At 71.0% G+C, this 24,742-nt stretch carries 24 protein-coding genes; 3 read left to right on the top strand and 21 right to left on the bottom strand.

Annotated features, from left to right (window positions below; genetic code table 11):
* Window positions 1-3: 3 nt before the first annotated feature.
* From AB3M34_RS10215 to AB3M34_RS10205, 3 genes are read right to left on the bottom strand one after another with little or no spacing between them, the layout of a single operon-like run.
* Window positions 4-804 carry an ABC transporter permease gene (locus tag AB3M34_RS10215; protein WP_370619574.1) on the bottom strand — a complete coding sequence of 267 codons (801 nt, stop codon included), beginning with the start codon at window positions 802-804 and terminating at the stop codon, window positions 4-6.
* A complete protein-coding gene (locus tag AB3M34_RS10210; RefSeq protein ID WP_370619572.1) occupies window positions 801-2,012 on the bottom strand; it encodes a betaine/proline/choline family ABC transporter ATP-binding protein in 1,212 nt (403 codons plus the stop codon). Before AB3M34_RS10210 ends, AB3M34_RS10215 begins: the two co-directional genes overlap by 4 nt.
* Window positions 2,005-2,652 (bottom strand): ABC transporter permease, encoded by a 648-nt coding sequence (locus AB3M34_RS10205; RefSeq protein ID WP_370619570.1) that lies wholly within the window; start codon window positions 2,650-2,652, stop codon window positions 2,005-2,007. Before AB3M34_RS10205 ends, AB3M34_RS10210 begins: the two co-directional genes overlap by 8 nt.
* A gap of 152 nt (window positions 2,653-2,804) precedes the next feature.
* Here AB3M34_RS10205 and AB3M34_RS10200 point away from each other — a divergent pair, with 152 nt between their 5' ends.
* Together AB3M34_RS10200 and AB3M34_RS10195 are read left to right on the top strand one after the other, a co-directional pair.
* Window positions 2,805-3,191, top strand: a complete 387-nt coding sequence (locus AB3M34_RS10200) for an ArsR/SmtB family transcription factor (RefSeq protein WP_370619569.1) — start codon at window positions 2,805-2,807, stop codon at window positions 3,189-3,191.
* A complete protein-coding gene (locus AB3M34_RS10195; RefSeq protein ID WP_370619568.1) occupies window positions 3,188-3,832 on the top strand; it encodes an SRPBCC family protein in 645 nt (214 codons plus the stop codon). Before AB3M34_RS10200 ends, AB3M34_RS10195 begins: the two co-directional genes overlap by 4 nt.
* A 40-nt stretch (window positions 3,833-3,872) precedes the next feature.
* Here AB3M34_RS10195 and nusB read toward each other — a convergent pair whose 3' ends face one another.
* From nusB to AB3M34_RS10160, 7 genes are all read right to left on the bottom strand, one after another.
* The gene (nusB, locus tag AB3M34_RS10190; protein ID WP_370619567.1) at window positions 3,873-4,286 is read right to left on the bottom strand and encodes a transcription antitermination factor NusB; all 414 of its coding nucleotides are present in this window, start codon (window positions 4,284-4,286) and stop codon (window positions 3,873-3,875) included.
* Complete coding sequence (efp, locus tag AB3M34_RS10185) at window positions 4,286-4,852, bottom strand: elongation factor P (RefSeq protein WP_370619990.1); 567 nt, start codon at window positions 4,850-4,852, stop codon at window positions 4,286-4,288. The genes nusB and efp overlap by 1 nt, the downstream gene beginning before the upstream one ends.
* Window positions 4,849-5,925: a M24 family metallopeptidase gene (locus AB3M34_RS10180; protein WP_370619565.1), complete on the bottom strand. Its 1,077-nt coding sequence runs from the start codon at window positions 5,923-5,925 to the stop codon at window positions 4,849-4,851. Before AB3M34_RS10180 ends, efp begins: the two co-directional genes overlap by 4 nt.
* A 24-nt stretch (window positions 5,926-5,949) precedes the next feature.
* A complete protein-coding gene (gene aroB / locus AB3M34_RS10175) occupies window positions 5,950-7,044 on the bottom strand; it encodes a 3-dehydroquinate synthase (protein WP_370619564.1) in 1,095 nt (364 codons plus the stop codon).
* Between the two features lie 69 nt (window positions 7,045-7,113).
* Entirely contained in the window at window positions 7,114-7,626 is a 513-nt protein-coding gene (locus AB3M34_RS10170) for a shikimate kinase (protein ID WP_370619563.1), read from the bottom strand.
* A complete protein-coding gene (gene aroC / locus AB3M34_RS10165) occupies window positions 7,623-8,801 on the bottom strand; it encodes a chorismate synthase (protein WP_370619561.1) in 1,179 nt (392 codons plus the stop codon). Before aroC ends, AB3M34_RS10170 begins: the two co-directional genes overlap by 4 nt.
* A gap of 54 nt (window positions 8,802-8,855) precedes the next feature.
* Window positions 8,856-9,629, bottom strand: a complete 774-nt coding sequence (locus tag AB3M34_RS10160; RefSeq protein ID WP_370619559.1) for a prepilin peptidase — start codon at window positions 9,627-9,629, stop codon at window positions 8,856-8,858.
* A 301-nt stretch (window positions 9,630-9,930) separates the two neighbouring features.
* Here AB3M34_RS10160 and AB3M34_RS10155 point away from each other — a divergent pair, with 301 nt between their 5' ends.
* A complete protein-coding gene (locus AB3M34_RS10155; protein WP_370619557.1) occupies window positions 9,931-11,268 on the top strand; it encodes a hypothetical protein in 1,338 nt (445 codons plus the stop codon).
* A gap of 51 nt (window positions 11,269-11,319) precedes the next feature.
* On the opposite strand, the gene AB3M34_RS10150 is transcribed toward AB3M34_RS10155, so the two are convergent.
* From AB3M34_RS10150 to AB3M34_RS10100, 11 genes are all read right to left on the bottom strand, one after another.
* Window positions 11,320-12,144: a shikimate dehydrogenase gene (locus AB3M34_RS10150; RefSeq protein ID WP_370619555.1), complete on the bottom strand. Its 825-nt coding sequence runs from the start codon at window positions 12,142-12,144 to the stop codon at window positions 11,320-11,322.
* Window positions 12,144-13,274, bottom strand: coding sequence for an endolytic transglycosylase MltG (gene mltG / locus AB3M34_RS10145; RefSeq protein ID WP_370619553.1), 1,131 nt, complete (start codon window positions 13,272-13,274; stop codon window positions 12,144-12,146). The genes AB3M34_RS10150 and mltG overlap by 1 nt, the downstream gene beginning before the upstream one ends.
* Window positions 13,271-13,729, bottom strand: a complete 459-nt coding sequence (gene ruvX, locus AB3M34_RS10140) for a Holliday junction resolvase RuvX (protein ID WP_370619551.1) — start codon at window positions 13,727-13,729, stop codon at window positions 13,271-13,273. The genes mltG and ruvX overlap by 4 nt, the downstream gene beginning before the upstream one ends.
* A gap of 1 nt (window position 13,730) precedes the next feature.
* Entirely contained in the window at window positions 13,731-16,397 is a 2,667-nt protein-coding gene (gene alaS / locus AB3M34_RS10135; RefSeq protein WP_370619549.1) for an alanine--tRNA ligase, read from the bottom strand.
* 15 nt (window positions 16,398-16,412) lie between these two features.
* A complete protein-coding gene (locus tag AB3M34_RS10130; protein WP_370619547.1) occupies window positions 16,413-16,739 on the bottom strand; it encodes a DUF6167 family protein in 327 nt (108 codons plus the stop codon).
* Window positions 16,736-17,332, bottom strand: a complete 597-nt coding sequence (locus AB3M34_RS10125) for a hypothetical protein (protein WP_370619545.1) — start codon at window positions 17,330-17,332, stop codon at window positions 16,736-16,738. The genes AB3M34_RS10130 and AB3M34_RS10125 overlap by 4 nt, the downstream gene beginning before the upstream one ends.
* 29 nt (window positions 17,333-17,361) lie before the next feature.
* Window positions 17,362-18,756: a replication-associated recombination protein A gene (locus AB3M34_RS10120; RefSeq protein WP_370619543.1), complete on the bottom strand. Its 1,395-nt coding sequence runs from the start codon at window positions 18,754-18,756 to the stop codon at window positions 17,362-17,364.
* A gap of 21 nt (window positions 18,757-18,777) precedes the next feature.
* Entirely contained in the window at window positions 18,778-20,601 is a 1,824-nt protein-coding gene (locus AB3M34_RS10115; RefSeq protein ID WP_370619541.1) for an ABC transporter substrate-binding protein, read from the bottom strand.
* 136 nt (window positions 20,602-20,737) lie between these two features.
* Complete coding sequence (gene aspS, locus AB3M34_RS10110) at window positions 20,738-22,504, bottom strand: aspartate--tRNA ligase (protein WP_370619539.1); 1,767 nt, start codon at window positions 22,502-22,504, stop codon at window positions 20,738-20,740.
* Complete coding sequence (hisS, locus tag AB3M34_RS10105; RefSeq protein WP_370619537.1) at window positions 22,501-23,892, bottom strand: histidine--tRNA ligase; 1,392 nt, start codon at window positions 23,890-23,892, stop codon at window positions 22,501-22,503. The genes aspS and hisS overlap by 4 nt, the downstream gene beginning before the upstream one ends.
* Window positions 23,893-23,894: 2 nt before the next feature.
* Window positions 23,895-24,602 carry an MBL fold metallo-hydrolase gene (locus AB3M34_RS10100; protein ID WP_370619535.1) on the bottom strand — a complete coding sequence of 236 codons (708 nt, stop codon included), beginning with the start codon at window positions 24,600-24,602 and terminating at the stop codon, window positions 23,895-23,897.
* Window positions 24,603-24,742: the final 140 nt, after the last annotated feature.

The raw sequence follows: 24,742 nt of genomic DNA, 5'->3' as shown, positions 1-24,742 counted from the left end.
GCGTCAGAGTCCCTTCGGCGTCGCCGCCTGCTCGATCACGCGGGCGAGCCAGTCGATGAACAGGGCGAGGGCCGCGATGGCCAGGGCGCCCACGATCAGAACGTTGTCGAGGCCGAGCTTGATGCCGGTGTTGACCAGCGTCCCGAGCCCGCCGGCGTTGACGAACCCCCCGAGGGCGGCCGTGCCGGTCATGAGGACGAGGGCGGTGCGGACACCCGTCATGATCACCGGGATCGCGAGCGGCAGCTCGACCCGGACGAGGGTGCTGAACGCCGACATGCCCATCCCTCGGGCGGCTTCGACGAGTCGCGGGTCGACGCCGTCGATGCCGGTGACGACGTTGGCGAGGACCGGCAGGATCCCGTACACCGCGAGGGCGCAGATGAAGGGGAACCTCCCCGTGCCGAAGTAGAGGGCGGCGATCACGATCAGGCCGATCGCCGGCGCGGCCTGGCCGAAGCCGGCCACGGCGGTGATCGGCGTCGAGAACCGCCGCATCGGGCCGCGGGTCAGCAGGATGCCCAGCGGGATCGCCAGCACGATGACGAGGACCGCGGCGGCCATGGCCAGCAGGAAGTGCTGCCAGGAGAGGGTCAGCAGCCGCTCGGTGCTCAGGTTGCGCGCCTCGACCGACGACAGGTCGGCGACCGAGACGTACACGAGCAGCGCCGCGAACACCGCCACGCACGCGACGAGCTGGCCGACCGCACGACCCCGCCGCATCGTCCCGGCTCCGTCGGTCGCCGTGGTCGTGATCGCCCCTGCGACCGCCTCCTCGGTGGCCGGCTCGGTGACGGTGCTCACCGGGTGACCTTCCCGGCCTCGTGGGCCGAGGACTGGAGACCTTGCATGGCCTCCATGACGGTCTCGATCCGGACGACTCCCTCGTACCGGCCCCGGCGCCCGGTCACCACGACGACACCGTGCGACGACGTCAGCATCTCGTCCAGCGCGTCGTTGAGGGTCGAGGCGAGGCTCACGGACTCGAGGTTCTCGTCGCGGGCGACCGTGCTGAGCGCGTTCGGGCGGCGAAGGTCGCGCAGCGACAGCCAGCGCAGCGGGCGTCCGGCTGCGTCGAGGACGATCACGTGCTCACGACCCAGCTGCTCGGCGGCACCGATGGCGGCGGACGGGTCCTCCCCGACGCGGGCGACGGCCGCCTCGTGCAGGTCCACGTCGCGGACCCGCGTGAGGGTCAGCTGCTTGAGCGCCGCCCCGTGGCCGATGAAGCCCTCGACGAACTCGTTGGCCGGGTTGGCGAGGATCGCGTCCGGGGTGTCGTACTGAGCGATCTCGGACCCGACCTGGAGGATCGCGATCCGGTCGCCGAGCTTGACCGCCTCGTCGAAGTCGTGCGTGACGAACACGATCGTCTTGCGCAGCTCCTCCTGCAGGCGCAGCAGCTCGTCCTGGAGCCGCTGCCGCGTGATCGGGTCGACCGCGCCGAACGGCTCGTCCATGAGCAGCACCGGCGGGTCGGCGGCGAGTGCGCGTGCGACACCCACCCGCTGCTGCTGACCTCCGGAGAGCTCGCGCGGGTAGCGCCCGGCGTACTGCTCGGGGTCGAGGTTGACCAGCTCGAGCATCTCGGTGACGCGCGCGTCGGTGCGGGACCTGTCCCACCCGAGCAGCTTCGGGACCAGCGCGATGTTCTTGGCGACGGTGAGGTGCGGGAAGAGGCCGGCGCCCTGGATCACGTAGCCGACGTGGCGGCGGAGCTCGTCCGGGTCCTTGCGCGTGACGTCCTCGTCGCCGATGAGGATGCGTCCCTCCGACGGCTCGATCAGCCGGTTGATCATCTTCAACGTCGTCGTCTTGCCGCACCCGGACGGCCCGACGAGCATGACGATCTCGCCGGCCGGGATCTCGAGCGTGATGTCGTCGACGGCGGGGGCCTTCTGACCCGGGTAGCGCTTCGTCACCCCGTCGAGAAGGATCCGCTGGCCGTGGACCTGCGTCTCCTGGCCGTCGGCGGACGGCATGTCGGCGGTGTTCACGTCGGTCTCAGACACGGATACCCCTCGAGGTGGTCAGGCGTCCCAGCACGTTGAGGACGAGGTCGAGCAGGACCGCCAGGACCACGATGGCCAGCGTCCCCGCCCAGGCGGAGTTGGTCGCGTTGGCGCCGCCGATGCGCGACAGCCCGGAGAAGATGAACGAGCCCAGGCCCGGCCCCGACGCGTACGCGGCGATGGCGGCGATGCCCATGAGCATCTGGGCCGAGATCCGGATGCCGGTGACGATCACCGGCCAGGCCAGCGGGATCTCGAGCCGCAGCAGCGTCGCCGTACGGCTCATGCCCATGCCTCGCGCCGACTCGACGAGGCCCGGGTCCACCCGGGCGAGGCCGACGACCGCGTTGCGCAGGATCGGGAGCGTCCCGTAGAACGCCAGCGCGACGACCGACACGGTGACGCCGTTCGGGATGAACGCGATCAGCAGGCCGAAGAGGGCGAAGGACGGGAAGGTCAGCCCGACCGAGCTGGCGGAGAGCGCCACGGAGGTGACGCGGGAAGAGCGGTACGCCACGCAGGCCAGCACCAGCGCGAGGAGCGTGGCGACGACCAGCGACTGGATGACGAGGCTCACGTGCTGGTAGCCCTGGAACCACAGAAGCGACCAGCGGTCCTGAACGAACTGCCACAGACTCACTGACGCTCCTTGCGCTATCACCCAGTACCGGAACCCATCACCCTGTCGGTGACTCCGGGAACGCCGGAGTCACCGGCTGTGACGTTAACGCATCACTCGATGACTTGCATTTCGGCCTTGCCTTATATAAGCACTTGCTACAGGATGGCCGGGTGGGAGCATTCGACGTCCTCGGGGACCCCGTCCGACGACGCATCATCGAGCACCTCGCCGCAGGCGAACGCTCTGCCGGCGAGGTGGCGGCGCTGGTCGCCGACGAGTTCTCGATCAGCCAGCCGGCGGTCTCCCAGCACCTCCGGGTGCTCCGCGAGAACGGCTTCGCGACCGTACGCGTCGACGGCGCGCGCCGCATGTACGCGCTCGACCCGCGGCCGCTCGGCGACGTCGAGGACTGGGCCACGCGCCTGCGGCTGCTCTGGGAGCAACCGCTCGACGCCCTGGCCACCGAGCTCGCCCGCGGCGCGCGCGAGCGACGTCGCGCACGGGCCGCCGAGGCCGAAGGCGCCGACACCGACACCGAGACGAGGAGAACGCCATGAAGGACCTGATCGCGGAGCTGGAAGCCGTACGCCGCAGCGTCGGTGACGCGACGCTGCCTGCGGGAGACGCGAAGGTCGTCGCGCTGTCGCGGACCTACCCCGCGCCGATCGACGACGTGTGGGACGCAGTGACCAACCCCGAGCGCATCCCCCGTTGGTTCTTGCCGATCACCGGAGACCTCCGGCTCGGCGGGACCTACCAGCTCGAGGGCAATGCCGGCGGTGAGATCAGGGTCTGCGAGGCGCCGAAGCGGCTGCTGGTCACGTGGGTGATGGGCGACGCCGGCCCCGAGGACTCGTCACTCGTCGAGGTGCGCCTGGAACCGGAGGGAGACGAGGTCACCCGGCTCGTGCTCGAGCACACCGCCGTCATGCCCCCCGAGATGTGGGACCAGTTCGGACCTGGCGCGACCGGCGTCGGCTGGGACCTCGGCCTCGTCGGTCTGTGGGCCCACCTCACCGGGGTCGAGACGGGCTCGCCGGAGGAGATGGACCGGGACCCCGCCGTACGGGCAGCGATGAGCCACAGCAGCGACGAGTGGGGCGCTGCGCTGGCCGTGGCGGGAGGCGATCCGGACGACGTCGCCGCCAAGGTCGCGGCCACCACGGCGTTCTACGTACCGCCGCTCGAGACCCTGTAGCCGGCCGGCGGCTCGCCGCCGGCCGCACCGCTCGGGACGGTCAGGCCGACAGCGTCGGCTTGACCTCCACGATGCGGCTCAGCAGACCGCTGACGAAGCCCGGCGAGTCGTCGGTCGACAGCTCCGAGGCCAGGTTGACGGCCTCGGTCACGGCGACGGCGTCCGGCACGTCGTCACGGAACAGCACCTCGTACACGCCGATGCGCAGAAGGTTGCGGTCGACGGCCGGCATCCGCTCGAGCGACCAGCCCTGCGCGTACTCCGTCAGGAGCTCGTCGATGCGGGCGCCGTGCTCACGGACACCCTCGACGAGCTCGATCGTGTAGGGGTTGACCGGAGGATCGCCGGCGGCGACGCGACCGTCGAGGGTCGCGCCGACCGCGCGGCTCTGCATCTCGCTCTCGAAGAGGACGTCGAGCGCTCGCTTGCGGGCCTTCGTGCGTGAACCGGCCATCAGGAGCTGACGCGACCCAGGTAGGAGCCGTCGCGGGTGTCGACCTTGACCTTCTCGCCGGTCGTGATGAACAGCGGGACCTGGATCTCACGACCCGTCTCGAGCTTGGCCGGCTTCGTGCCGCCCGACGAGCGGTCGCCCTGCAGGCCCGGCTCGGTGTACTCGATGGTCAGCTCGACGGAGGCCGGCAGCTCGATGTAGAGCGGGTTGCCGTCGTTCATCGCGACGACGGCGTCCTGGTTCTCGAGCATGAAGCCGGTGGCGTCACCGACCGTCGCCTCCGAGAGCTCGTACTGGTCGAACGTCGCCGAGTCCATGAAGACGTACGAGGTGCCGTCGTGGTACAGGTACTGCATGTTGCGCTTGTCGACGTTGGCCACGTCGACCTTGACGTCGGCGTTGAAGGTGCGGTCGACGACCTTGCCCGACAGGACGCTCTTGAGCTTGGTGCGGACCACGGCACCGCCCTTGCCGGGCTTGTGGTGCTGGAACCACACGACGGACCACAGCTGCCCGTCGAGGTTGAGCACCATGCCGTTCTTCAGGTCGTTCGTCGTTGCCATCAGGCGAGCTCCAGGAGATCTTTGGTCGCGACCGTGAGCAGCTCGGCTGCACCGTCGGTCACGACGAGGGTGTCTTCGATGCGCACGCCCCCGCGGCCCGGCACGTAGACACCGGGCTCCACGGTCAGGGGGGTGCGGCGTTCCAGTCTAGCGGGCACCGTCGGGCGCAGGAACGGGTCCTCGTGGATCTGCAGTCCGACGCCGTGACCCAGCCCGGTCGTGAAGTGCTCGAGCCAGCCGGCGTCGTCGAGGACCTGACGCACCCGTGCGTCGACGTCGGACCCGAGCACACCCTCGCGTACGGCGTCCACGCCGGCCTGCTGCGCGGCCTGCACCACCGCGTACGCCTCGCGCTGCCAGGCGTCGGCGTGGCCGACCACGACCGTACGGGTGCAGTCGGCGTGGTAGCCGTCGACGCGGGCGCCGAAGTCGATCTTGAGGAAGTCGTCGCGGGCGACACGACGGTCGGTCGGGTCGTGGTGCGGGATCGCGCTGTGCTCCCCTGCCGCCACGATCGTCTCGAACCCGATCGCCTCCGCGCCCCGCGCGTACATCGCCCACTCGAGGTCGCGTGCGATCTCGCGCTCGGTACGGCCGACCAGCGGACCCGCCAGGACCTCGTCGAGGGCCTGGACCGAGATGTCGCACGCCCGGCGCAGGGCGCCGAGCTCGGCCTCGTCCTTGACGACCCGGAGCGCCTCCACGGCGCGGTCCAGGGAGACGAGCTCCACCGCGCCGAAGGCTTCACGCGCGCGGACATGGTCGTCGACCGTCAGGTCGTGCGTCTCGATCCCCACCCGGGCCGCATCGACGGTGCCGGTCGCGAGGGCACCGACGAGGTCGCGGTCCACGGTCACGGCGACGTCGGGCGCCTCCTCGGCCGCCTGGTCGCGGTAGCGTCCATCGGTCACGAGCTCCGCCGATCCGTCCTCGGCGACGCGGACGGCACCGTTCGAACCGGTGAATCCGGTCAGGTAGCGGACGTTGACGAGGTTGGTCACGATCGCCGCGGCGAGGCCGCGCTCGCGAAGGATCGAGGCCAGGCGCTCACGGCGGGCACGGTGCTCAGCGGGCATGCCGTCAGACTACGGGGCGAGCCGTCAGCCGGAGATCTCCGCGTACGCCGCCGTCAGCAGCCCCTCGTCCGGGCCCGGGAAGATCACCGGCTGCGCCACGCCGTCGAGCACGACGAACCGCAGCTGCGCACCTCGCGACTTCTTGTCCAGCCGCATCCCCGCGAGCAGCTCGTCCCACACGCCGGGGCGGTAGCCGGTGGGCAGGCCGAGGGACGCCAGCACAGCGCGGTGCCGGTGGACGAGGTCGGCGTCGATCCGGCCGGCGAGGCGGGCCAGCTCTGCCGCGTACACCATGCCGATCGAGATCGCGGCGCCGTGGCGGAAGGAGTAGGCCTCGTACCGCTCGATCGCGTGGCCGAGGGTGTGGCCGTAGTTGAGGGCCTCGCGCCCGATGGTGCCGTCGGCGCCGGTCTCCTCGAGGTCCCCCGCGACGACGCGCGCCTTGACCTGGATGCCGCGCTCCACGATCTCGCGGAGCACGTCGCTGTGGACGTCCAGGACGGCGTTGGGGTCTGCCTCGACACGGTCGAGGATCACCGGGTCGGCGATGAAGCCGCACTTGACGACCTCGGCGAGCCCGGAACGCACCTCGTTGAGCGGCAGCGTCCCGAGCAGCGACAGGTCGCAGATGACGCCGATCGGCTCGTGGAACGCGCCGACGAGGTTCTTGCCCTCCGCCGTGTCGATCGCCGTCTTGCCGCCGACCGCCGCGTCGACCATGCCGAGGACGGTGGTCGGGATCAGCACGTGGGAGACGCCGCGCAGCCAGGTCGCCGCGATGAACCCGGCGAGGTCGGTCGCCGCTCCCCCGCCGACGCCGATCACCACGTCGGAGCGGGTGAAACCGGTGCGGCCGAGGACCGACCAGCAGAACGCCGCCACCTCCGACGTCTTGGCGGCCTCGCCGTCGGGGATCTCGATCGCGTGCGCCTCGCGCCCCTCCGAACCGAGACGGGCACGGATCGCCTCACCGAGCCCGCGCATCGACGCCGGGTGGATCACCGCGACGCGCGTCGCGGACTCCGGGACCAGGGCGGGCAGCTCGGCGCTCAGTCCGGATCCGACCACCACGTCGTACGGAGCATCGGTGGCGACGTTGATGCGGGTCGGTTCTGACACGACGGGCTCCTCGGTGAGCGGGCCGACGCGAGTCGGCGGGCGTACGGGTGGGGGGTCACCCCAGCAGGGTCAGGCCAGCAGGATCAGGACAGCCTCGGCGACCTCGCTCGGCGTACGACCGTCGGTGGAGACCACGTGCGTCGCCACCGCCTCGTACGTCGGGCGTCGGGAGTCGAGCAGGCCCTTCATCTGCGAGCGTACGTTGCCCAGCAGCAGCGGGCGTGAGCTCGAGAGGCCGACCCGGGACGCAGCCTCCGCGAGACCGACGTCGAGGAACACGACCGTGTGGCCGCGGAGCGCCTCCTGGGTGGCGGGCCTCATGACCGCGCCACCGCCGAGGGCGAGCACGCCGCGGTGCTCGGCGAGCGCCGTGGCGACGGCCTCGGCCTCAAGGGCGCGGAAGCGGTCCTCGCCATAGGTGACGAACAGGTCGGCGATCGCCGTGCCCGTCGCGGCCTCGACGTCGGAGTCGGTGTCGCGCACCTCGAGTCCGAGCGCCTCACCGAGGAGAGCGGCGACGGTCGACTTGCCTGCGCCGGGCGGCCCCACCAGGACCACCACGGGCCGAGCGCCGGCGGTCACGCCGGAGTCATCGCGGCGCGGTACGACGCGACGTTGCGGGCCGTCTCGGTGACGGAGTCGCCACCGAACTTCTCGAGCATCACGTCGGCGAGCGTCAACGCCACCATCGCCTCGGCGACGATGCCCGCGGCGGGCACCGCAGCGACGTCCGAACGCTGGTGGTGCGCCTGCGCCGGGGCGCCGGTGGTGACGTCCACGGTCCTGAGTGCGCGGGGAACGGTGGCGATCGGCTTCATCGCGGCCCGGACGCGCAGGACCTCGCCCGTCGACATCCCGCCCTCGGTGCCGCCCGAGCGGCCGGACGTGCGGCGGATCCCGTCCTCGGTGCCGACGATCTCGTCGTGCGCCAGAGACCCTCGCGTCCTGGCGAGCTCGAATCCGTCGCCGAGCTCCACGCCCTTGATCGCCTGGATCCCCATCAGGGCCGAGGCGAGGCGAGCGTCGAGGCGCCGGTCCCAGTGGACGTGGCTGCCGAGACCCGGCGGCAGGCCGTGGACGACGACCTCGACGATGCCGCCGAGCGTGTCGCCGTCCTTGCGCGCGGCATCGACCTCCGCGACCATCGCTGCCGACGTGTCGGGGTCGAGCGTGCGCACCGGGTCCGCGTCGAGCCGCTCCACGTCGTCGATGGTCGGGACGAGACCCGCCGGTGCCTTGACGGAGCCGAACTCGACGACGTGGCTGACGACCGTGGCCCCGCACGCCTGGCGCAGGAACGCCGTCGCCACCGAGCCGAGCGCGACCCGTGCTGCCGTCTCGCGGGCGCTCGCGCGCTCGAGGATCGGCCGCGCCTCGTCGAAGCCGTACTTCTGCATGCCGACCAGGTCGGCGTGGCCCGGCCGTGGACGGGTCAGGGGTGCGTTGCGGGCGATGCCCTGGAGCTCCTCAGGATCGACGGGGTCGGCCGACATGACCTTGTCCCACTTGGGCCACTCGCTGTTGCCGATGCGCAGCGCGATCGGGCTGCCGAGCGTGAGTCCGTGCCGGATGCCACCGATGATCTCGAGCTCGTCGGCCTCGAAGTTCATCCGCGCGCCGCGACCGTAACCGAGCCTGCGACGCGCCAAGGCGTCGGAGATCGTCTCGCTCGTGACGGAGACGCCCGCGGGCATCCCTTCGACGACAGCGACCAGTGCGGGACCGTGGGACTCCCCGGCCGTGATCCAACGAAGCATGGGGCAAGTCTGTCATGCACGAGGAGAACGTCTCCCCCGGTCTCGCGCCACGGATCACCCCCAGCCGCCGAGCAGCGCACTCCCCCAGATCGCGCCGACCCATGCGCCGAGCACCATGAACGGGCCGAACGGGAAGGATCTGCGCTCGGCGAGGCGCATCGCGACGAGGACGATGCCCCCGACAGCGCCGAGGACGAACCCGCCGTAGGTGCCGACGAGCAGCTCGGCCCACCCCAGCGTCGCGAGGGCGATCGCGACGATCCCCGAGAATCGGACGTCGCCGTAGCCGATGCCGCGTGGCGACACGATCCAGAGCAGCGCGTACACGCCCGATACCGCGGCCCAGCCGATCGCCACGCGCACGAGCACGTCGTTGCCGTCGCCGAGCGCCGCGGCGAGGCCTGCGAGCGCCAGGAGTGCAGGGTAGGCCGGCAGGACGACGCGTTTCGGGAGCAGCCGGGTGTGCCAGTCGACGAAGGAGAGGACGACACCGAGGACGGCGAACGCGACCCAGAGCGGGAGGGCGGGGTCGAGCCCGAGGCGCCACCCGACCGAGCCGGCGAAGAGCGCGGCGGCAAGTGCCAGGACTGCGGAGAGGTGCGGTCGCGCCGCCAGGTCGGCGTACGGGATCTTGGGCGGCGCCGGCACGGTGGTGTCGATCGTGTCGCGCTCCCCCGCCTCGTGTGCGGGAGCATCGGCGGGGAGCTCGTCGGGCGGCGCCGGCTCGGGATCGGGCTCCGGGAGCCACCCGATCAGACGTGGTGACAGCAGCCCGCCGAGCGCCGCGACGGCGGCCGCGAGCGTCGCGGCGATCAGGGACTCGGGCACGGACGGAACGATAGCCGGGTGGCCAGCTGCGCAGGATGCGTTCGTCCCCAGGGGCGGTTGCATCCGGCGGGGTGTGGACGAACGTCACGTCTCGGCGACGGTGTCACCGACGGGCACTAAAGTCGAACACATGTTCGATGCTTCGGTCGCTCCTCAGCCACCACCGCCAGACACGGTCTCACCGTCCACTCCGCCGACTCCGCCGACTCCGACTCCTCCGTATGATCTCGCTTCTCTCGACCGCCTCGCGCGAGCACTGCTCGCTCGTGTCGAGGCAGCGGTCGAGGTGGCGCGCTCCAGCATGGCAGCGTCGCCTCCCGGCGGGCTGGAGCTCGGGGCCGGCGAGATCGACCTGGTCACCGCGTGCGAGGAGGTCGTCCGGATCGCCCAGGGCATCCAGCTCGACGCCGTCCAGCTGCTCGACGCGCACCGCCGCGCGACCCCAGACCTCGTCCGCGACGAGTCGACCTTCACGCGGTCGATGTTCGTCGAGATCGCTCTCGCAAGGCGTGTGTCGAGCCCGGCCGGCGAGACGACGTACGCCTTGGCGCGGGCGCTGGAGGTGCTCCCCCGGACGCACGACCTCCTGCGGGAGGGTTCCATCTCGGCGGGCGTCGCGGCCGCTGTCGCTCGCGAGACCACCTTCCTCGACATCGACGACCGCCGTCGCGTCGACACCGAGATCGCCCCAGCTCTCGCTGAGCTGTCACCGCGCCGCGCCGCAGCCGAGGCTCGACGGCTCGTCCTCGCTGTCGATCCGCATGCCGCCTACGCCCGCACGGTCCGGGCGCGCGAGGAGCGAGCCGTCACCTTCAAGGGCGAGCTCGACGCGATGGCGTCGCTGACGGTCTATGCGCCGGCCGACCAGCTCGTCGCGGCGTTCGAGCACCTCGACCGTCAGGCGTCGGCACGCCGGAGCGACGGTGACCGCCGGTCGATCCGCCAGCTCACCGCGGATCTGGCGGTCGAGGCGATGACGGGCGCACGTGTCGCGGCCGACGGCACGCACACGATCGGCGTCGAAGTGGGCGTCGTCATGAGCCCCGAGACGTTGTTCGGCGAGGATCCACTGCCGGCGACGCTCGCCGGCTACGGGCCGATCCCGGCCGAGCTGGCCCGGCGCCTCGCCACCTCCGAGCACGGCTGGGTCCGTCGGTTCTTCACCGGCCCGGACGGGAAGAGCATCACGGACGCGGATCCACGCGCCCGCCGGTTCAGCCGAGCGGTCCGTCGCATCGTGCGCGTCGTCGACGTGCAGTGCCGCAGGCCGTGGTGCGACTGCCGCATCCGGGACATCGACCACGTCACGGCCTACGCACGGGGTGGGCTCAGTGTCCTCGGCAACGCACAAGGAGGCTGCCGCACCGACAACCTCGCGAAGGAGGCGCCCGGGTGGAAGGTCACCGCAGTGCAGCCACCCACCGCTGGCCTCCCCGACGAAGTCCATTGGCACACGCCGACCGGCCACGTCCACGTGTCCCGCAGAACGACTTCCGGAGATCCGACTGCCTCAGCCGTTCGTTCGACATCCGCCGCGCCGACCGCCTCGGACGTTCTGTCGACATCCGCCGAGCTTTTGAGATCCGCCGCGTCCGAGTCCCTTCTCGAGGAGGCGCTCGCGAGCCTGATCGCCGCCTGACCCCTGACGTGATGCGGGCGATCAACCGCAGGGGCAGCCGTCCGCCCGCGGTCAGTGCGCCTGGAGCGCCCCGATCGCTGCATCGCGCAGCACCCCGGCCGCCACCTCGCGCCCGGTCATCAGGCGGACCTGTTCGACAGCCTGGTGCGCGAGGAGGTCGAGCCCGGAGACGACCGGGACGGACTCGGCGTGCGCTGCTCGCGCCAACGGCGTCGGCCACGGGTCGTAGATCACGTCGAACACCGCGTCGCACCGCGTCACGAGCATCTGCGCGAACGGAGCGACCGCCTCCGACGGGACGGTCGACACGACGATCTGCGCCGAGCGGGCCAGATCCGGTCCGAAGCCGGTGACGTCCACCGCGAGGTTGTCCTCGCCGCCGGCCGCCTCGACGATCCGCTTCGCCAAGTGCTCACCCTTGTCCAGGGAGCGGACCGCGATCGTCACACGCCGCAGCCCGAGCCGCCGCAGCGACGCGACCATCGACTCCGAGGTTGCACCGGCGCCGATCACGAGGGCGTCCTCGACCTCGTCGATCCCCCGCTCCTGCAGCGCCGCGACGCCTCCTGGGACGTCCGTGTTGAACCCGTGCCGGCCCTCGACGTCGACGATCACCGTGTTTGCTCCGCCGACCTCGCGAACCGCTTCGTCGACCGAGTCCAGGTACGGCAGGACAGCACGCTTCAGCGGCATCGTCAACGACAGACCCCGCCACCGGTCGTCGAGGTTGGCGAGGAACGGTCCGATGCCGTCCTCGTCGACCTCGTACCGGTCGTACGACCAGTCCTCCAGGCCCAGCTCGGCGTAAGCGGCCCTGTGGATCACCGGCGACATCGAGTGCTCGATCGGGCTCCCGAGCACCGCACAGCGGGGCATCAGCAACCGCCCTGGTCACGGCAGTTCTGGCGCAGCTCCTCCACGTTCTGCTGGTGCTCGGAGTAGCTCTCGGCGAACTTCGTCTCACCGGTCTCCGCATCCACCAGTGTGAAGTACAGCCAGTCACCGTCCGCCGGGTTGAGCGCGGCCTTCAGAGCCTTCTCGCCCGGGTTGCCGATGGGGCTCGGCGGCAGCCCGGTGTACATGTAGGTGTTGTACGGCGAGTCGATGTCGCGCGCCTCGGCGCTGGTCCAGATGCTGCCGTCCTTGCCGCTGACGTAGTGGATGGTCGAGTCCATCTGGAGCGCCATCCCCTCGTCGAGACGGTTGTAGATGACGCGGGCGACCTTGGCGTAGTCCGCCGTGCCGGCCTCGGCCTGGACGATGCTGGCAACCACCCGAGCATCGTGCGGCGAGATGCCGAGCGTGTCCGCGTTCCCGACGAGGTCGAGATCCTGGTCGAGCTGGACCGACTTCTTGACCATCTCCTGGAACAGCGAGAGCGGCGTCGTGTCAGGGCCCACGGTGTACGTCGCCGGATACAGGTAACCCTCCGGGTTGCCCTCCGCCGCGGGCGGAAGCCCGAGCTCCGGACTCTCGAGCGCGGCGTTGACCTGCTTCTTGGAGAACTCGGTGTTCTTGACGATCGACTCGACGACCTGGTCGACGCGCGCTCCCTCGGGCACCCCGACCGTCGAGTCCACGCGGCTGCTCGGGTCGATGAGCGTCCTGACGGCGTCGTCCGCAGCCATCTTGGTCTTCAGCTGGTAGAAGCCCGGCTGCACCTGGTTGATCTCAGGGGCGCCCGAGGCGGCGGACAGGAACGCGTCGACGCTCGCGACCACATCCTGCGCCTTCAGCTCGCGGCCGATCCCGGCGACGGTGTCGCCCTTGCTGACCTCGATGACGACGCTGCCCGTGCCTGGTCCGGGATAGTCCTCCGGTCCGCCGAAGAAGTCGTTGGCGACACCGACGACCTTCGAGAGGCCGAGATAGCCGGCCACGCAGACCGCGGCGACGATCAGCAGGATGAAGAAGCAACCCGGTCCGCGGCGCTTCTTCTCGCGGCGAGCCGCCCGGTGCCCGGAGGGACGCCGCTCGCGCTCCGGCATCAGGCCGAGGTCGCTCATGCGACCACCTCGACCAGCTCGCCGGGGACTCGACCACTCGTACGCTCGGTGTCGAGGGCGGTCTGGAGGATCACGACGGCGGCCGCCTGGTCCACGACGGAACGCTGCTGCTTCGCCTTGCGCCCAGCCTGACGAAGGCTCTGCTGTGCGGTCACGGTCGACATCCTCTCGTCCACGAGTCTGACGGGGGTGGGAGCGGACCTTGCCGCCAGCTCTTCGGCGTACGCACGCACCTTGCGCGCCGCCGGCCCCATGTCCCCCGAGAGCGACCGTGGCAAGCCAACCACAATTTCGATCGCTTGACGATCATTCGCGATGTCCAGGATGTCTCGGATCGACGTGTCACCGGCAGCGACGGTCTCGACCGGTGTCGCGAGGATGCCCGAAGGATCGCTCGCGCTCACACCGATGCGGACATCACCGACGTCGACGCCGATCCGGGTGCCCTGACGCACGTCAGACCGCGTCCTGGATGGCACGACGGACGGCGTCGATCGCCCCCGGAGCAGCCGCGACGTCGGTGCCGCCACCTTGCGCGACGTCGGCCTTGCCGCCTCCGCGACCGCCGAGGACTGCCATGGCCGGCTTGATGAGGTCACCCGCACCGAGCCCGGTCGCGCGTCCGGCCTCGTTGACCGCCACGACGCAGGCGGCCTTGCCGTCCGCCGTCCCGATCATCGTCACGACCGACGGCCGCGAGGGATCGAGGCGTCCGCGCACGTCGAGCACCAGCGTGCGGACGTCCTTCGCGGCGAGCCCGTCGGCGACGTGCCCGACGTAGGCGACACCGTCGACGTCCTCCGCCGCCCCGGCGAGGTCGGCGACAGACGACAGCAGCTGCGCCGAACGAAGCTTCTCGACCTCCTTCTCGACCGCCCGCAGGCGACCGACGAGGTCGGCGACACGGCCGGGGACGTCGGCATGCTGCACCTTGAGCAGGTCACCGACCTGGGCGACGAGGTCGCGCTCGCGCGCCAGGTACGAGAAGCCCTCGAGGCCGACGACCGCCTCGACACGACGGTTGCCGGCGCCCACGGAGGAGTCCGACGTGACGACGACGGTGCCGATCTGCGACGACCGCGCCACGTGCGTACCGCCACAGAGCTCACGCGACCAGGGGCCGCCGATCTCGACCACCCGCACGTCCTCGCCGTAGGTCTCGCCGAAGAGCGCCAGCGCGCCGACCTCCTTGGCCTTCTCGAGCGACATGATGGCTGCGCTGACCGGCAGGTCCTCGCGGAGCGCGACGTTCGCCGCCTGCTCGACGTCGTGCAGCTGCTGCGGCGACAGCGGGCTCGACCACCCGAAGTCCAGCCGCAGGTAGCCCGGGCGGTTGTAGGAGCCGCTCTGAAGCGCGGTGGGGCCGAGCACCTCACGCAGCGCCGCGTGGACGACGTGCGTGCCGGAGTGCGCCTGGCAGGCGCCGACGCGCCACTGCGCGTCGACCTCGGCCTGCAGCGACGTGCCCTCGGTCAGCTCGCCCTCGAGCACCCGCACCTGGTGCACGACCAGACCGCGCACCGGGCGCTGGACGTCGAGCACCTCCGCACGACCGCCGTCCCAGACGAGGATGCCTGCGTCGGCGTTCTGGCCGCCCGACTCCGCGTAGAACGGGGTGCGGTCCAGGACGACCTCGCCGATCTGCGACTCCCCCATCGTCCGCGTGCGTCCGGTCTCCTGGATCAGCGACCGCACCGACGACTCCGTGGTCAACGTCTCGTACGCGAGCCACTCGGTCGGCCCGTTGGAGTCGAGCGCCTCGCGGTAGATCGTGGTGTCGGCGTGCTGGCCCTTCTTGGACTTCGCGTCCGCCTTCGCCCGCGCACGCTGCTCCGACATCAGCGCACGGAAGCCCGACTCGTCGACGCTCAGGCCCTGCTCGGACGCCATCTCCAACGTGAGGTCGATCGGGAAGCCGTACGTGTCGTGGAGCTGGAACGCCTTGTCGCCGGTGAGGACACTGGCCCCCTCGGCCTTCGCGCTGTCCGCCGCGAGGTCGAAGATCTGGGTCCCCTTGGCGAGGGTCTGGCGGAACGTCTCCTCCTCGGCGTACGCGACCTGCGCGATGCGCGCGAAGTCGGTGCCCAGCTCGGGGTAGGAACGCACCATCTCGTCTCGGCTGACCGGGAGCAGCTGTGGGAGCGCCGGGTCGTCGTAGCCGAGAAGGCGCATCGAGCGCACGGCGCGGCGCAGCAGGCGACGGAGCACGTAGCCGCGTCCCTCGTTGCCCGGCGTGACACCGTCGCCGATCAGCATCAGGCCGCTGCGGACGTGGTCCGCGATCACGCGGAAACGGACGTCGTCGACCTGGTCGGCGCCGTAGCGGCGACCTGACAGCGCCGACGCCCGCTCGATCACCGGGAAGACCTGATCGATCTCGTACATGTTCTGCTTGCCCTGCAGGAGGTACGCGACCCGCTCGAGGCCCATGCCTGTGTCGATGTTCTTGGCGGGGAGCGGGCCGAGCACGTCGAAGTCCGCCTTGCTGCGGACCGCGCTCAGCTCCTCCTGCATGAACACGAGGTTCCAGATCTCCAGGAAGCGGTCCTCGTCGACGACCGGGCCACCGTCCGGGCCGTACTCGGGGCCGCGGTCGATGTAGATCTCGGAGCACGGGCCGCCGGGACCGGGCACACCCATGTTCCAGTAGTTGTCCTCCAGGCCGCGGTCCTGGATGCGCTCGTCGGGAAGGCCCGCGATCCGCTTCCAGGCCTCGCGCGCCTCGGTGTCGCTCGGCAGGACGGTGACCCAGACCTTGTCCGGGTCGAAGCCCAGCCCGCCGTCGGCGACCGCACCGGTGATCAGCGACCAGGCGAGCTCGATCGCGCCTTCCTTGAAGTAGTCGCCGAACGAGAAGTTGCCGTTCATCTGGAAGAACGTGCCGTGGCGGGTGGTCTTGCCGACCTCCTCGATGTCCTGGGTGCGGACGCACTTCTGGACGCTCGTGGCGCGATCGTACGGCGGCGTCTCCTGGCCGAGGAAGTACGGCTTGAACGGCACCATGCCCGCGTTGACGAACAGCAGGTTCGGGTCGTCGAGGATCAGCGATGCCGAAGGCACCACCGTGTGCCCGTTCCTCTCGAAGTGATCGAGGAACCGGCGGCGGATCTCGGCTGTGTCCATGAAGAGTTGCTGTCCTTACTCGTCGTACGGAGTGCGCGTGCGGGTGCTGAGCGGAAGGGAGGCGTGCGGGGCTGCGGAGTGCGGGACCGTCCGCAAGGCGTCGAGGCTACGCGGGCCGGCGTCCACACCGGAGGGCAGCCCGAGCTGCTCGGCGATCTCGGCCTCGCGCTCGGCCATCCCGGCACGGACCTCCTCGGCGAAGGTGCGTGCTCCGACCTGCCAGGCGGCGACCTGGTCGGCGAGGCCGCTCGGCGTCAACCGGTACGCGAGGCGGCGGGCGCGAAAGGTCCCGTACACGCCGGCAGTGGTGCCCGCGACGAACCACAGAACGCGGCCCTTCATCGTGTGCCCTCCTGCTCGGTCGTCGGGGTGCTGTCCGCCAGCCACGACGCAGCGTCGTCGCGACCGACCGGGGCCGAACGCGCAGCCGCCCGTGCGGCACGCCGCCGGATCTTGCGGCGGCGGCGGAACTCGCGTCGGACAATCCCTCGGATCCGGTCTCGGCTCTCGGGCCGCAGCGCATGCATCAGCCCGTGGCTCAGCACGGCGCCGCGGACCAGCGGACGTCCCATGGTAGCCGCCACCACCTGCTGCTCCGACGGAAGCACGATGACGGTGCCCTCCTGGGTCACGACCGCCCGTTCGGTCGGCAGGACCTGCCGCGGCCTCCCGTCGGCGCTCTCCAGAGGAGTCGGAGCGTAGACGACCTCCACCTCGTTGCCGGCCGAGGCGAGTCCGCTGCCGGGCGAGGACGCCCGCAGGGGCAGCCCGCTCTCATCCGAGCCTTCGCTCGGCGAGTGCGTCGCGAGACCGCCGGCCAGCCCGCGGACCTCGGCGCGCAGGCTCCGCAGCGCACGCACCGCCAGCAGCGCCGCGACCAGCGCGAGGATCGCGACACCGCAGGCGAGGACGGTGATCCAGGACTCCAACGGCATGACGTCGACCCTACCGAGCAACCGCGATCTCAGTCACCGGACCGTGCCGAGGGATCCCGCAGGATCTCTCGCAGGCGGGCGACGCGCTCGGCGTAGGCAGCCTCCTGCCCGCGGCCGAGGGGCTGGTAGTAGTTGGCACCGTCGATCTCGTCCGGCGCGTACTGCTGGGCCGACACCCCACGGGGATCGTCGTGGGCGTACTTGTAGTCGTGGCCGTGCCCGAGCTTCTTCGCACCGGCGTAGTGGGCGTCGCGCAGCGCCGGAGGGACGGCGCCCGCCTTGCCTGCGCGTACGTCTGCGGTGGCGGCGGCGATCGCCTTGTACGCGGCGTTCGACTTCGGGGCCAGAGCCAAGGTGATCACGACCTGGGACAACGTCAGGGCAGCCTCCGGGAACCCGATCATCTGGACCGCCTGGGCGCCGGCGACGGCCGTCTGCAGCGCGGTCGGGTCGGCGAGGCCGATGTCTTCGCTCGCCAGGATCATCAGCCGGCGCGCAAGGAACCGCGGGTCCTCCCCCGCCTCGACCATGCGGGCGAGGTAGTGCAGCGACGCGTCGACGTCGGACCCTCGGATCGATTTGATCAGGGCGCTCGTCACGTCGTAGTGCTGGTCTCCCTGCCGGTCGTAGCGCACCGCCGCACGGTCCACGGCCGACGCGGCGTCCTCGACGCTGATCCGGTCGCGGTCCTGGGCGACCGCCGCCCCCGCGGCCGCCTCCAGGTACGTGAGCGCCCGCCGAGCGTCGCCACCGGCGAGGCGTACGAGGTGGTCGCGCGCCGCCTCCTCGAGCACGACGTCGCCGCCGAGGCCGCGTTCGTCGACGACCGCGCGGTCGACCAGCGTGGCGACGTCCTCGTCGGTCAGCGGCTCGAGGGTCAGCAGGAGCGAGCGTGACAGCAGCGGCGAGATGACGGAGAAGTGCGGGTTCTCGGTCGTCGCGGCGATCAGCGAGACCCACCGGTTCTCGACGCCCGGCAGGAGTGCATCCTGCTGGGCCTTGGAGAACCGGTGCACCTCGTCGACGAACAGGACCGTCTCCCGACCGCCCTGCGCGAGCATCCGCCGAGCCGAGCCCAGGGTCTCGCGGACCTCCTTGACCCCCGCGGACACGGCGGACACCTCGACGAACCGTCGGTTGGTCTGCTGGCTGACGAGCGACGCGAGCGTGGTCTTGCCCGTGCCGGGAGGCCCCCACAGGATCAGCGACATCGACTGGTCGCCGTGGATCATGCGCCGCAGCGGCGAGCCAGGGCCGAGCAGCGACTCCTGCCCCACCAGCTCGTCGAGCGTGCGCGGGCGCATCCGGACCGCGAGGGGGGCAGCGCGGTGGGCCGCGTCGCTCAGGCTGCCGCCGCCCGACGGCGCAGGGGCGACCTCGGGAACGTCGAAGAGCCCGTCAGAGGAAGGGCCGTCGGAGTCCACCGGGTCAGCCTACGCGGGCCGTCAGGTGCCCTGGTCGACGAACATGTCGGCGAACAGCGGCATGCCCTGCATCTCGTTGACCCCCATGCCTCCGACGCGGCTGCCGTGGGCCAGCACGACACCTTGGTGCCCGAGCACGACCGCCGGGTAGTACTCGGTGCCGATCCGCCGGTCGAGCGCGCCCCACGCCTTTGCGGCGGCCTTGCCCGACAGGGTGTCGAGGATGCGGTCGATCTCGTCCTGGACGTCCGGCGCGGCCAGCATGGACGGGTTGGGACGGCCCGGATCGTCGACGTGGTCCGCCGACCACTGGGCCGGGAACCACGACGAGCCGGTCGGCCAGTCCGAGCACCAGCCGGAGTCGACGACGTCGTGCGGGCCGTCGGGGTCGAACTGCATGCGCCGGATCTGTTTCGCCGTCGTCGCGATCGGCATCGGGTCGAACCCCGCCCGGGTCAGCGCAGCGACGACGGCGTCCTTGACCGCGACCTTCTCGGGGATGTCGCTGGCGTAGTACCACTGCACCGGGAACCCGAGGGCGTCCGCCTTGGTGAGGAGCTTGCGCGCACGCACGGCGTCCGTCCGGCGGCCGCCGTTGCCCAGCGGGTCGTACGCCACCTGCCCGGTCACTCCCGGCGGCATGAGTGTCGTCCCCGGGACGCGCGTGGTGCCGACGATCTCGCGACCCGCCTGCCACGCGGCCTCGTACGGGTACGCCCAACCGAGGGCGTGGCGCACCCGCCGGTCACTGATCTTGCGGGTGTCGAGGTACCACAGGTAGGTGCACGGGGTGCCGGCGGTGACCACCCGTGACGGCGCCTCGTCGAGGAGCCGCGTGGCGGTGTCCGGGCTGAGCGAGTCGTAGCTGAGCGCGTACTGCGCCTCGCCCGCGTCGTCGAGGAGCAACCCCTCGATCTGGTCGGTGTCCTGTCCCCACAGGAACGTCCAGCCGTCGGCGTACTGGTGGCGGCCGGGATCGGTCGCCGGGTCCCAGCTGTCGTTGCGCCGAAGGACCAGGGTCGTCTGGTCGCGGAAGACGTCGACCGCGTACGGACCGGTGGCGACCGGGTGCCTGCCGTACGCCGCCGGGTCGCTGTCGGCCGCCCGCGGTACGGGCGAGAACTGCGGGAACGACGCGAGGTAGGGCATGTCGGCGAACGGGCGGCTCAGACGGAACGTGATCGTGCGGCCGGACACCTCGATCCCGCGGAAGGAGTCGCCGGCGTACCAGCCGCGCCGGTAGCCGGGACGCGCGCGGACCTCGGCGGCGGTGGCGTACGGACCTTGGTAGAGCTGGCCGTCGAGGAAGAAGGTCCTCAGGTAGGCCGGAGCCCCGGGCAGGACGTCGTCGGCGAACGCGCGCTTGACGCCGTACGCGACGTCCTCGGCGGTGACCGGGGTGCCGTCCTCGAAGTCGACGCCGGACCGCAGGGTGAAGCTCCACGAGGTGCCGGCCGCATCGACCCGTCCGAGATCGGTCGCCAAGTCGGGGACGAGCTCCATCTCACCGGTGACCGGGTCGCGCCGGAACTGCGTGAGGGAACGCGTCACCAGGCTCGACAGGACGCTGCGGGTGTCGACGAAGGAGGCCTGCGCCGGGTCGAGCGAGTCGGGGACGGAGGCGCTGAGCACCCGGAGCTGGCCGCCGCGCGTGGCACCCGGCACCTCGGCCGCCGGTGCCTGCGCGTCGGGGTCCTTGGCACTCCCCGCACGGCCGGCCGCGCGGTGGTCGGGAGTCGCGCCGCTCGTCGAGGCGTCGTCAGGCGCATCGGCCGACGTGCACGCGGCGATCAGCACGAGGCTGCTGCAGAGGAGGGCGAGCACACGCCCGAGACGGCGACCCACCCGTCCTCCTTTGCTCCGCCCCGCGCTTCGGGACATGCCCTCAGGAGACTAGGCGAGGGCACCGACACTGCGCGACCACGCCCAGGTAACGATCTCCGGACTCCTGAGATCGTCATCATTCGAGTGACGACCGCGGCTACGCTCCGGTACCCGGAGGCGGCGCGTCGATGCCCGCCTCCTTGCGCTGCTGCGGGGTGATCGGAGCCGGGGCGCCGGTCAGCGGGTCGGCGCCCGACGCGGTCTTCGGGAACGCGATGACGTCACGGATGGTGTCGGCCCCGGTGAGCAGGGACACGACCCGGTCGATGCCCAGGGCGATGCCGCCGTGCGGCGGCGGACCGTACTGGAACGCCTCGAGCAGGAAACCGAACTGGCCCTGCGCCTGCTCCTCGGTGAGGCCCAGGACGTCGAAGACCCGCTTCTGCATCTCCGAGCGGTGGATACGGATCGACCCCCCGCCGAGCTCGTTGCCGTTGAGCGTGATGTCGTACGCCTGGCTCAGCGCAGCGCCCGGATCGTTCTGGAACGTGTCGGCGAACTCGGGCGCGGGAGCCGTGAAGGGGTGGTGGATCGACGTCCACGCGTCCTTGCCGTCCGTCCCGACGTACTCGAACATCGGGGCGTCGTTGACCCAGACGAACTCCCAGCGGTCGTGGTCGATCAGGCCGCAGCGCTCGCCGATCTCGACGCGGACCGCTGCCAGGAGCGCCTTGGCGTCGGCGTACTGGTCGGCGGCGAAGAAGATGCAGTCGCCCGGCTTCGCACCGGCGTGCTCGACGAGCCCGTCGCGCTCCGCGTCCGAGAGGTTCTTGGCGACCGGCCCGCCGAGCGTGCCGTCCTCCTGGACCAGCACGTACGCGAGACCCTTGGCGCCTCGCGCCTTGGCGAACTCCTGCCAGGCGTCGAGCGTCCGGCGCGGCTGGTCGGCCCCGCCGGGCATGACGGCGGCGCCGACGTGCCAGTGCCGGCCCTTCGGGGCGAACACACGGAACGGGGTCTCGGCGAAGTAGTCGGTGAAGTCGACCAGCTCGCAGCCGAACCGCAGGTCGGGGCGGTCGATGCCGTAGCGGGTGACGGCCTCGGCGAACGACATCCGCGGGATCGGCGTGCTGATCTCGTAGCCGACGACCTCGCTCCAGATGCGGACGAGGATCTCCTCGGTCAGCGCGTAGACGTCCTCCTCGTCGAGGAAGCTCATCTCGATGTCGAGCTGGGTGAACTCCGGCTGGCGGTCGGCGCGGCTGTCCTCGTCGCGGAAGCAGCGCGCGATCTGGTAGTAGCGCTCCATGCCGGCCACCATGAGCAGCTGCTTGAACAGCTGCGGCGACTGGGGCAGCGCGTACCAGGTGCCGGGACGGGTCCGGGCCGGTACGAGGAAGTCGCGGGCGCCCTCGGGCGTGGACGCGGTGAGGTTCGGGGTCTCGAACTCCATGAAGCCCCGCTCGGCCATCACGTCACGGATGATCCGGGTGACGGTGGCGCGCGTACGGAGGTTCTTGGCCATCTCGGCACGACGCAGGTCGAGGTAGCGGTACTTGAGGCGCACCTCCTCGCTGACCGAGCTCGCATGGAACTCCTCGACGGGGAAGGGCAGCGGGGCCGACTCGCTCAGCACCTCGACCTCGTCGGCGATGATCTCGATCTCGCCGGACGGGATGTTGGGGTTCGCGTTGCCCTCGGGGCGGACCGACACCTCGCCGACGATCTTCAGGCAGAACTCGCTGCGCAGCGGGCGCGCGACCTCCTCCTCGCGGATCACGACCTGGGCGACACCGGACCCGTCGCGCAGGTCGATGAACGCCACGCCACCGTGGTCTCGACGCCGTGCCACCCAACCGGCCAGGGTGACGCGGGTGCCGGCGTCGGTGGCGCGGAGGCTTCCGGCCTCGTGGGTGCGGATCACGATGTTGCTCCTGAGGTGTCGAGGGTGGTGACGGCGGGGCGGAGGTCGGCCTCCGGAGGATTCCAGAGGTCGGCGTCGGCGTCGGACTGCTCGCCGGTGCGGATGTCCTTCACCTGGTCGGCGCCGGCCTGGTCGTCGCCGGCCTGGTCGTCGCCGGCCGCAGAGGCGCGGTCCGCAGGGAACCAGACGTACGGGATGCCGCGCCGCTCGGCGTACCGGATCTGCTTGCCGAACTTCTGCGGCGCTGCGGCGACCTCCGTGGGGATGCCCCGGGCGCGGAGCCGACCGGCGATGGCGTTGCTGGCGGGTCGCGACTCCTCGTCGACCAGGGCGACAAGGACCGCGGACGGCACCGAGCGCGAGGCCGTGAGGTGCCCTCGCGAGATCAGCGGGACCAGCAGGCGGGTGACGCCGAGAGAGATGCCGACACCCGGGTAGACGTTGCGGCCGTCGTCGGCCAGCTTCTCGTACCGTCCGCCCGAGCAGATCGACCCGAGGCTCTCGAAACCCTCGAGCTCCGTCTCGAAGACGGTGCCCGTGTAGTAGTCGAGCCCGCGAGCGATCCGCAGGTCGGCTGTCACAGTGACGCCATCGAGCTGGACCGCGCCCAGCGCGGTCACGAGCTGGGCGAGCTCGTCGATGCCCTCGTCCAGCAGCGGGTCGGACACGCCGAGCTGACGGACCTGCTCCGCGAACGAGGCGTCGGGGCTCCGGATCGCGGCGAGCGCGAGGCACTTGTCGGCCTGCGCTGCGTCGAGGTCCTCCTTGGCGAGCAGCTCGCGGATCGCCTCGGCGGAGAGCTTGTCGATCTTGTCCATCACGCGCATGATCACGGCCGGGTCGGATGCGCCGAGCCCGCGGTAGAAGCCCTCGAGCAGCTTGCGGTTGTTGACCTGGATCCGAAGTGGCGGCACGGGGAGACCCGACAGCGCCTCGGCCATGACGGTCGCGATCTCCACGTCGAAGTGGAACGGCAGCTCGTCCTTGGCGACCACGTCGATGTCCGCCTGCACGAACTCGCGGAAGCGGCCCTCCTGGGGCCGCTCGCCTCGCCAGACCTTCTGGATCTGGTAGCGGCGGAACGGGAACTCGAGCTTGCCGGCGTGCTCGAGGACGTACCGGGCGAACGGCACCGTCAGGTCGAAGTGCAGACCGATCCCGGCGTCGCCCTCGCCCTCGGCCGCCTGGAGGCGACGCAGGACGTAGACCTCCTTGTCGATCTCACCCTTGCGCAGCAGCTGGTCCATCGGCTCGACCGCACGCGTCTCGACCGAGGCGAAACCGTGCAGCTCGAACGTACGGCGGAGGTGGTCCAGGACGTGCTGCTCCGCGAAACGGTCGGCAGGCAGCAGCTCGGGGAACCCCGACAGCGGGGTGGGTCGTGCCATCGTCAGGCGTCCTCTCCGGCGGCCGCGAACTGCGCCACGAACGGGTTCGTCGCACGCTCGCGGGCGATCGACGTCTGCCCGCCGTGTCCGGGGAGCACGGCCACGTCGTCGGGAAGCCGCATGAAGCGACGCACGCTGTCGGCCATCTCGTCCATGTCGCCTCCGACGAGGTCGGTCCGACCGATGGAGCCGGCGAAGAGGAAGTCACCGGTGAACGCGACCTGCGAGATGGGCTCGTCCCCGGTGTGCTCGACGCGGTAGACGACCGTGCCCGGCGTGTGCCCGGGGACGTGGTCGACGCTGAAGCGCAGCCCCGCCGCCTCGATGACGGCGCCGTCGGAAGCGTCGCGTACGTCGGCGGGCTCGCGGAACTCCGGGACGTCCTCCAGGCCGAACTGTGTCCGGAGCATCGCCGCGGACTCCCCCGAGATCGCCGCCATCGGGTCGGCGAGGAGGTGCCGGTCGGCCGGGTGGATGTAGACGGGGATGCCGTACTCGTCGGCGACGTCGGCCGCCTGCCACATGTGGTCGAAGTGGCCGTGGGTGACGAGCACCGCGGCCGGGACGAGGTTCTGCTCGGAGACGATCGTGCGGATGCCGGTGAGCGAGTCCATGCCCGGGTCGACGATCACGCACTCGGTGCCGGGTCCACGACCCACGAAGTAGCAGTTGGCGGCCAGCGGACCGGCAGGAAAGGCGGCAATCAGCACACGGAACAGGGTACGCGAGCGCCGCAGAGCGCGGCGACTCGCCGCCGGGTGCCGCGACGGCCACGCCCAACGACCGGACTGCCCCACCAAGTAGCCCTCGTCCTTCTAGACTGTGCCCGACACAAGCGACAAGGTGGATA

This window comes from Mumia sp. Pv4-285, from assembly GCF_041320275.1.
In the GTDB taxonomy this organism is placed as follows: Bacteria; Actinomycetota; Actinomycetes; order Propionibacteriales; family Nocardioidaceae; genus Mumia; species Mumia qirimensis.
This window is presented reverse-complemented; position numbering and strand designations above follow the sequence as displayed.

Bases quoted from the DNA above. Each gene is read 5' to 3' on its own strand.
- alaS (WP_370619549.1), bottom strand. From the start codon at position 16,397: ATGGACACAGCCGAGATCCGCCGCCGGTTCCTCGATCACTTCGAGAGG.
- AB3M34_RS10155 (WP_370619557.1), top strand. From the start codon at position 9,931: ATGGCAGCGTCGCCTCCCGGCGGGCTGGAGCTCGGGGCCGGCGAGATC.
- AB3M34_RS10150 (WP_370619555.1), bottom strand. From the start codon at position 12,144: ATGCCCCGCTGTGCGGTGCTCGGGAGCCCGATCGAGCACTCGATGTCG.
- AB3M34_RS10195 (WP_370619568.1), top strand. From the start codon at position 3,188: ATGAAGGACCTGATCGCGGAGCTGGAAGCCGTACGCCGCAGCGTCGGT.
- hisS (WP_370619537.1), bottom strand. From the start codon at position 23,892: ATGGCACGACCCACCCCGCTGTCGGGGTTCCCCGAGCTGCTGCCTGCC.
- AB3M34_RS10180 (WP_370619565.1), bottom strand. From the start codon at position 5,925: ATGCCCGCTGAGCACCGTGCCCGCCGTGAGCGCCTGGCCTCGATCCTT.
- aroC (WP_370619561.1), bottom strand. From the start codon at position 8,801: ATGCTTCGTTGGATCACGGCCGGGGAGTCCCACGGTCCCGCACTGGTC.
- AB3M34_RS10130 (WP_370619547.1), bottom strand. From the start codon at position 16,739: ATGAAGGGCCGCGTTCTGTGGTTCGTCGCGGGCACCACTGCCGGCGTG.
- AB3M34_RS10125 (WP_370619545.1), bottom strand. From the start codon at position 17,332: ATGCCGTTGGAGTCCTGGATCACCGTCCTCGCCTGCGGTGTCGCGATC.
- mltG (WP_370619553.1), bottom strand. From the start codon at position 13,274: ATGAGCGACCTCGGCCTGATGCCGGAGCGCGAGCGGCGTCCCTCCGGG.
- nusB (WP_370619567.1), bottom strand. From the start codon at position 4,286: ATGGCCGGTTCACGCACGAAGGCCCGCAAGCGAGCGCTCGACGTCCTC.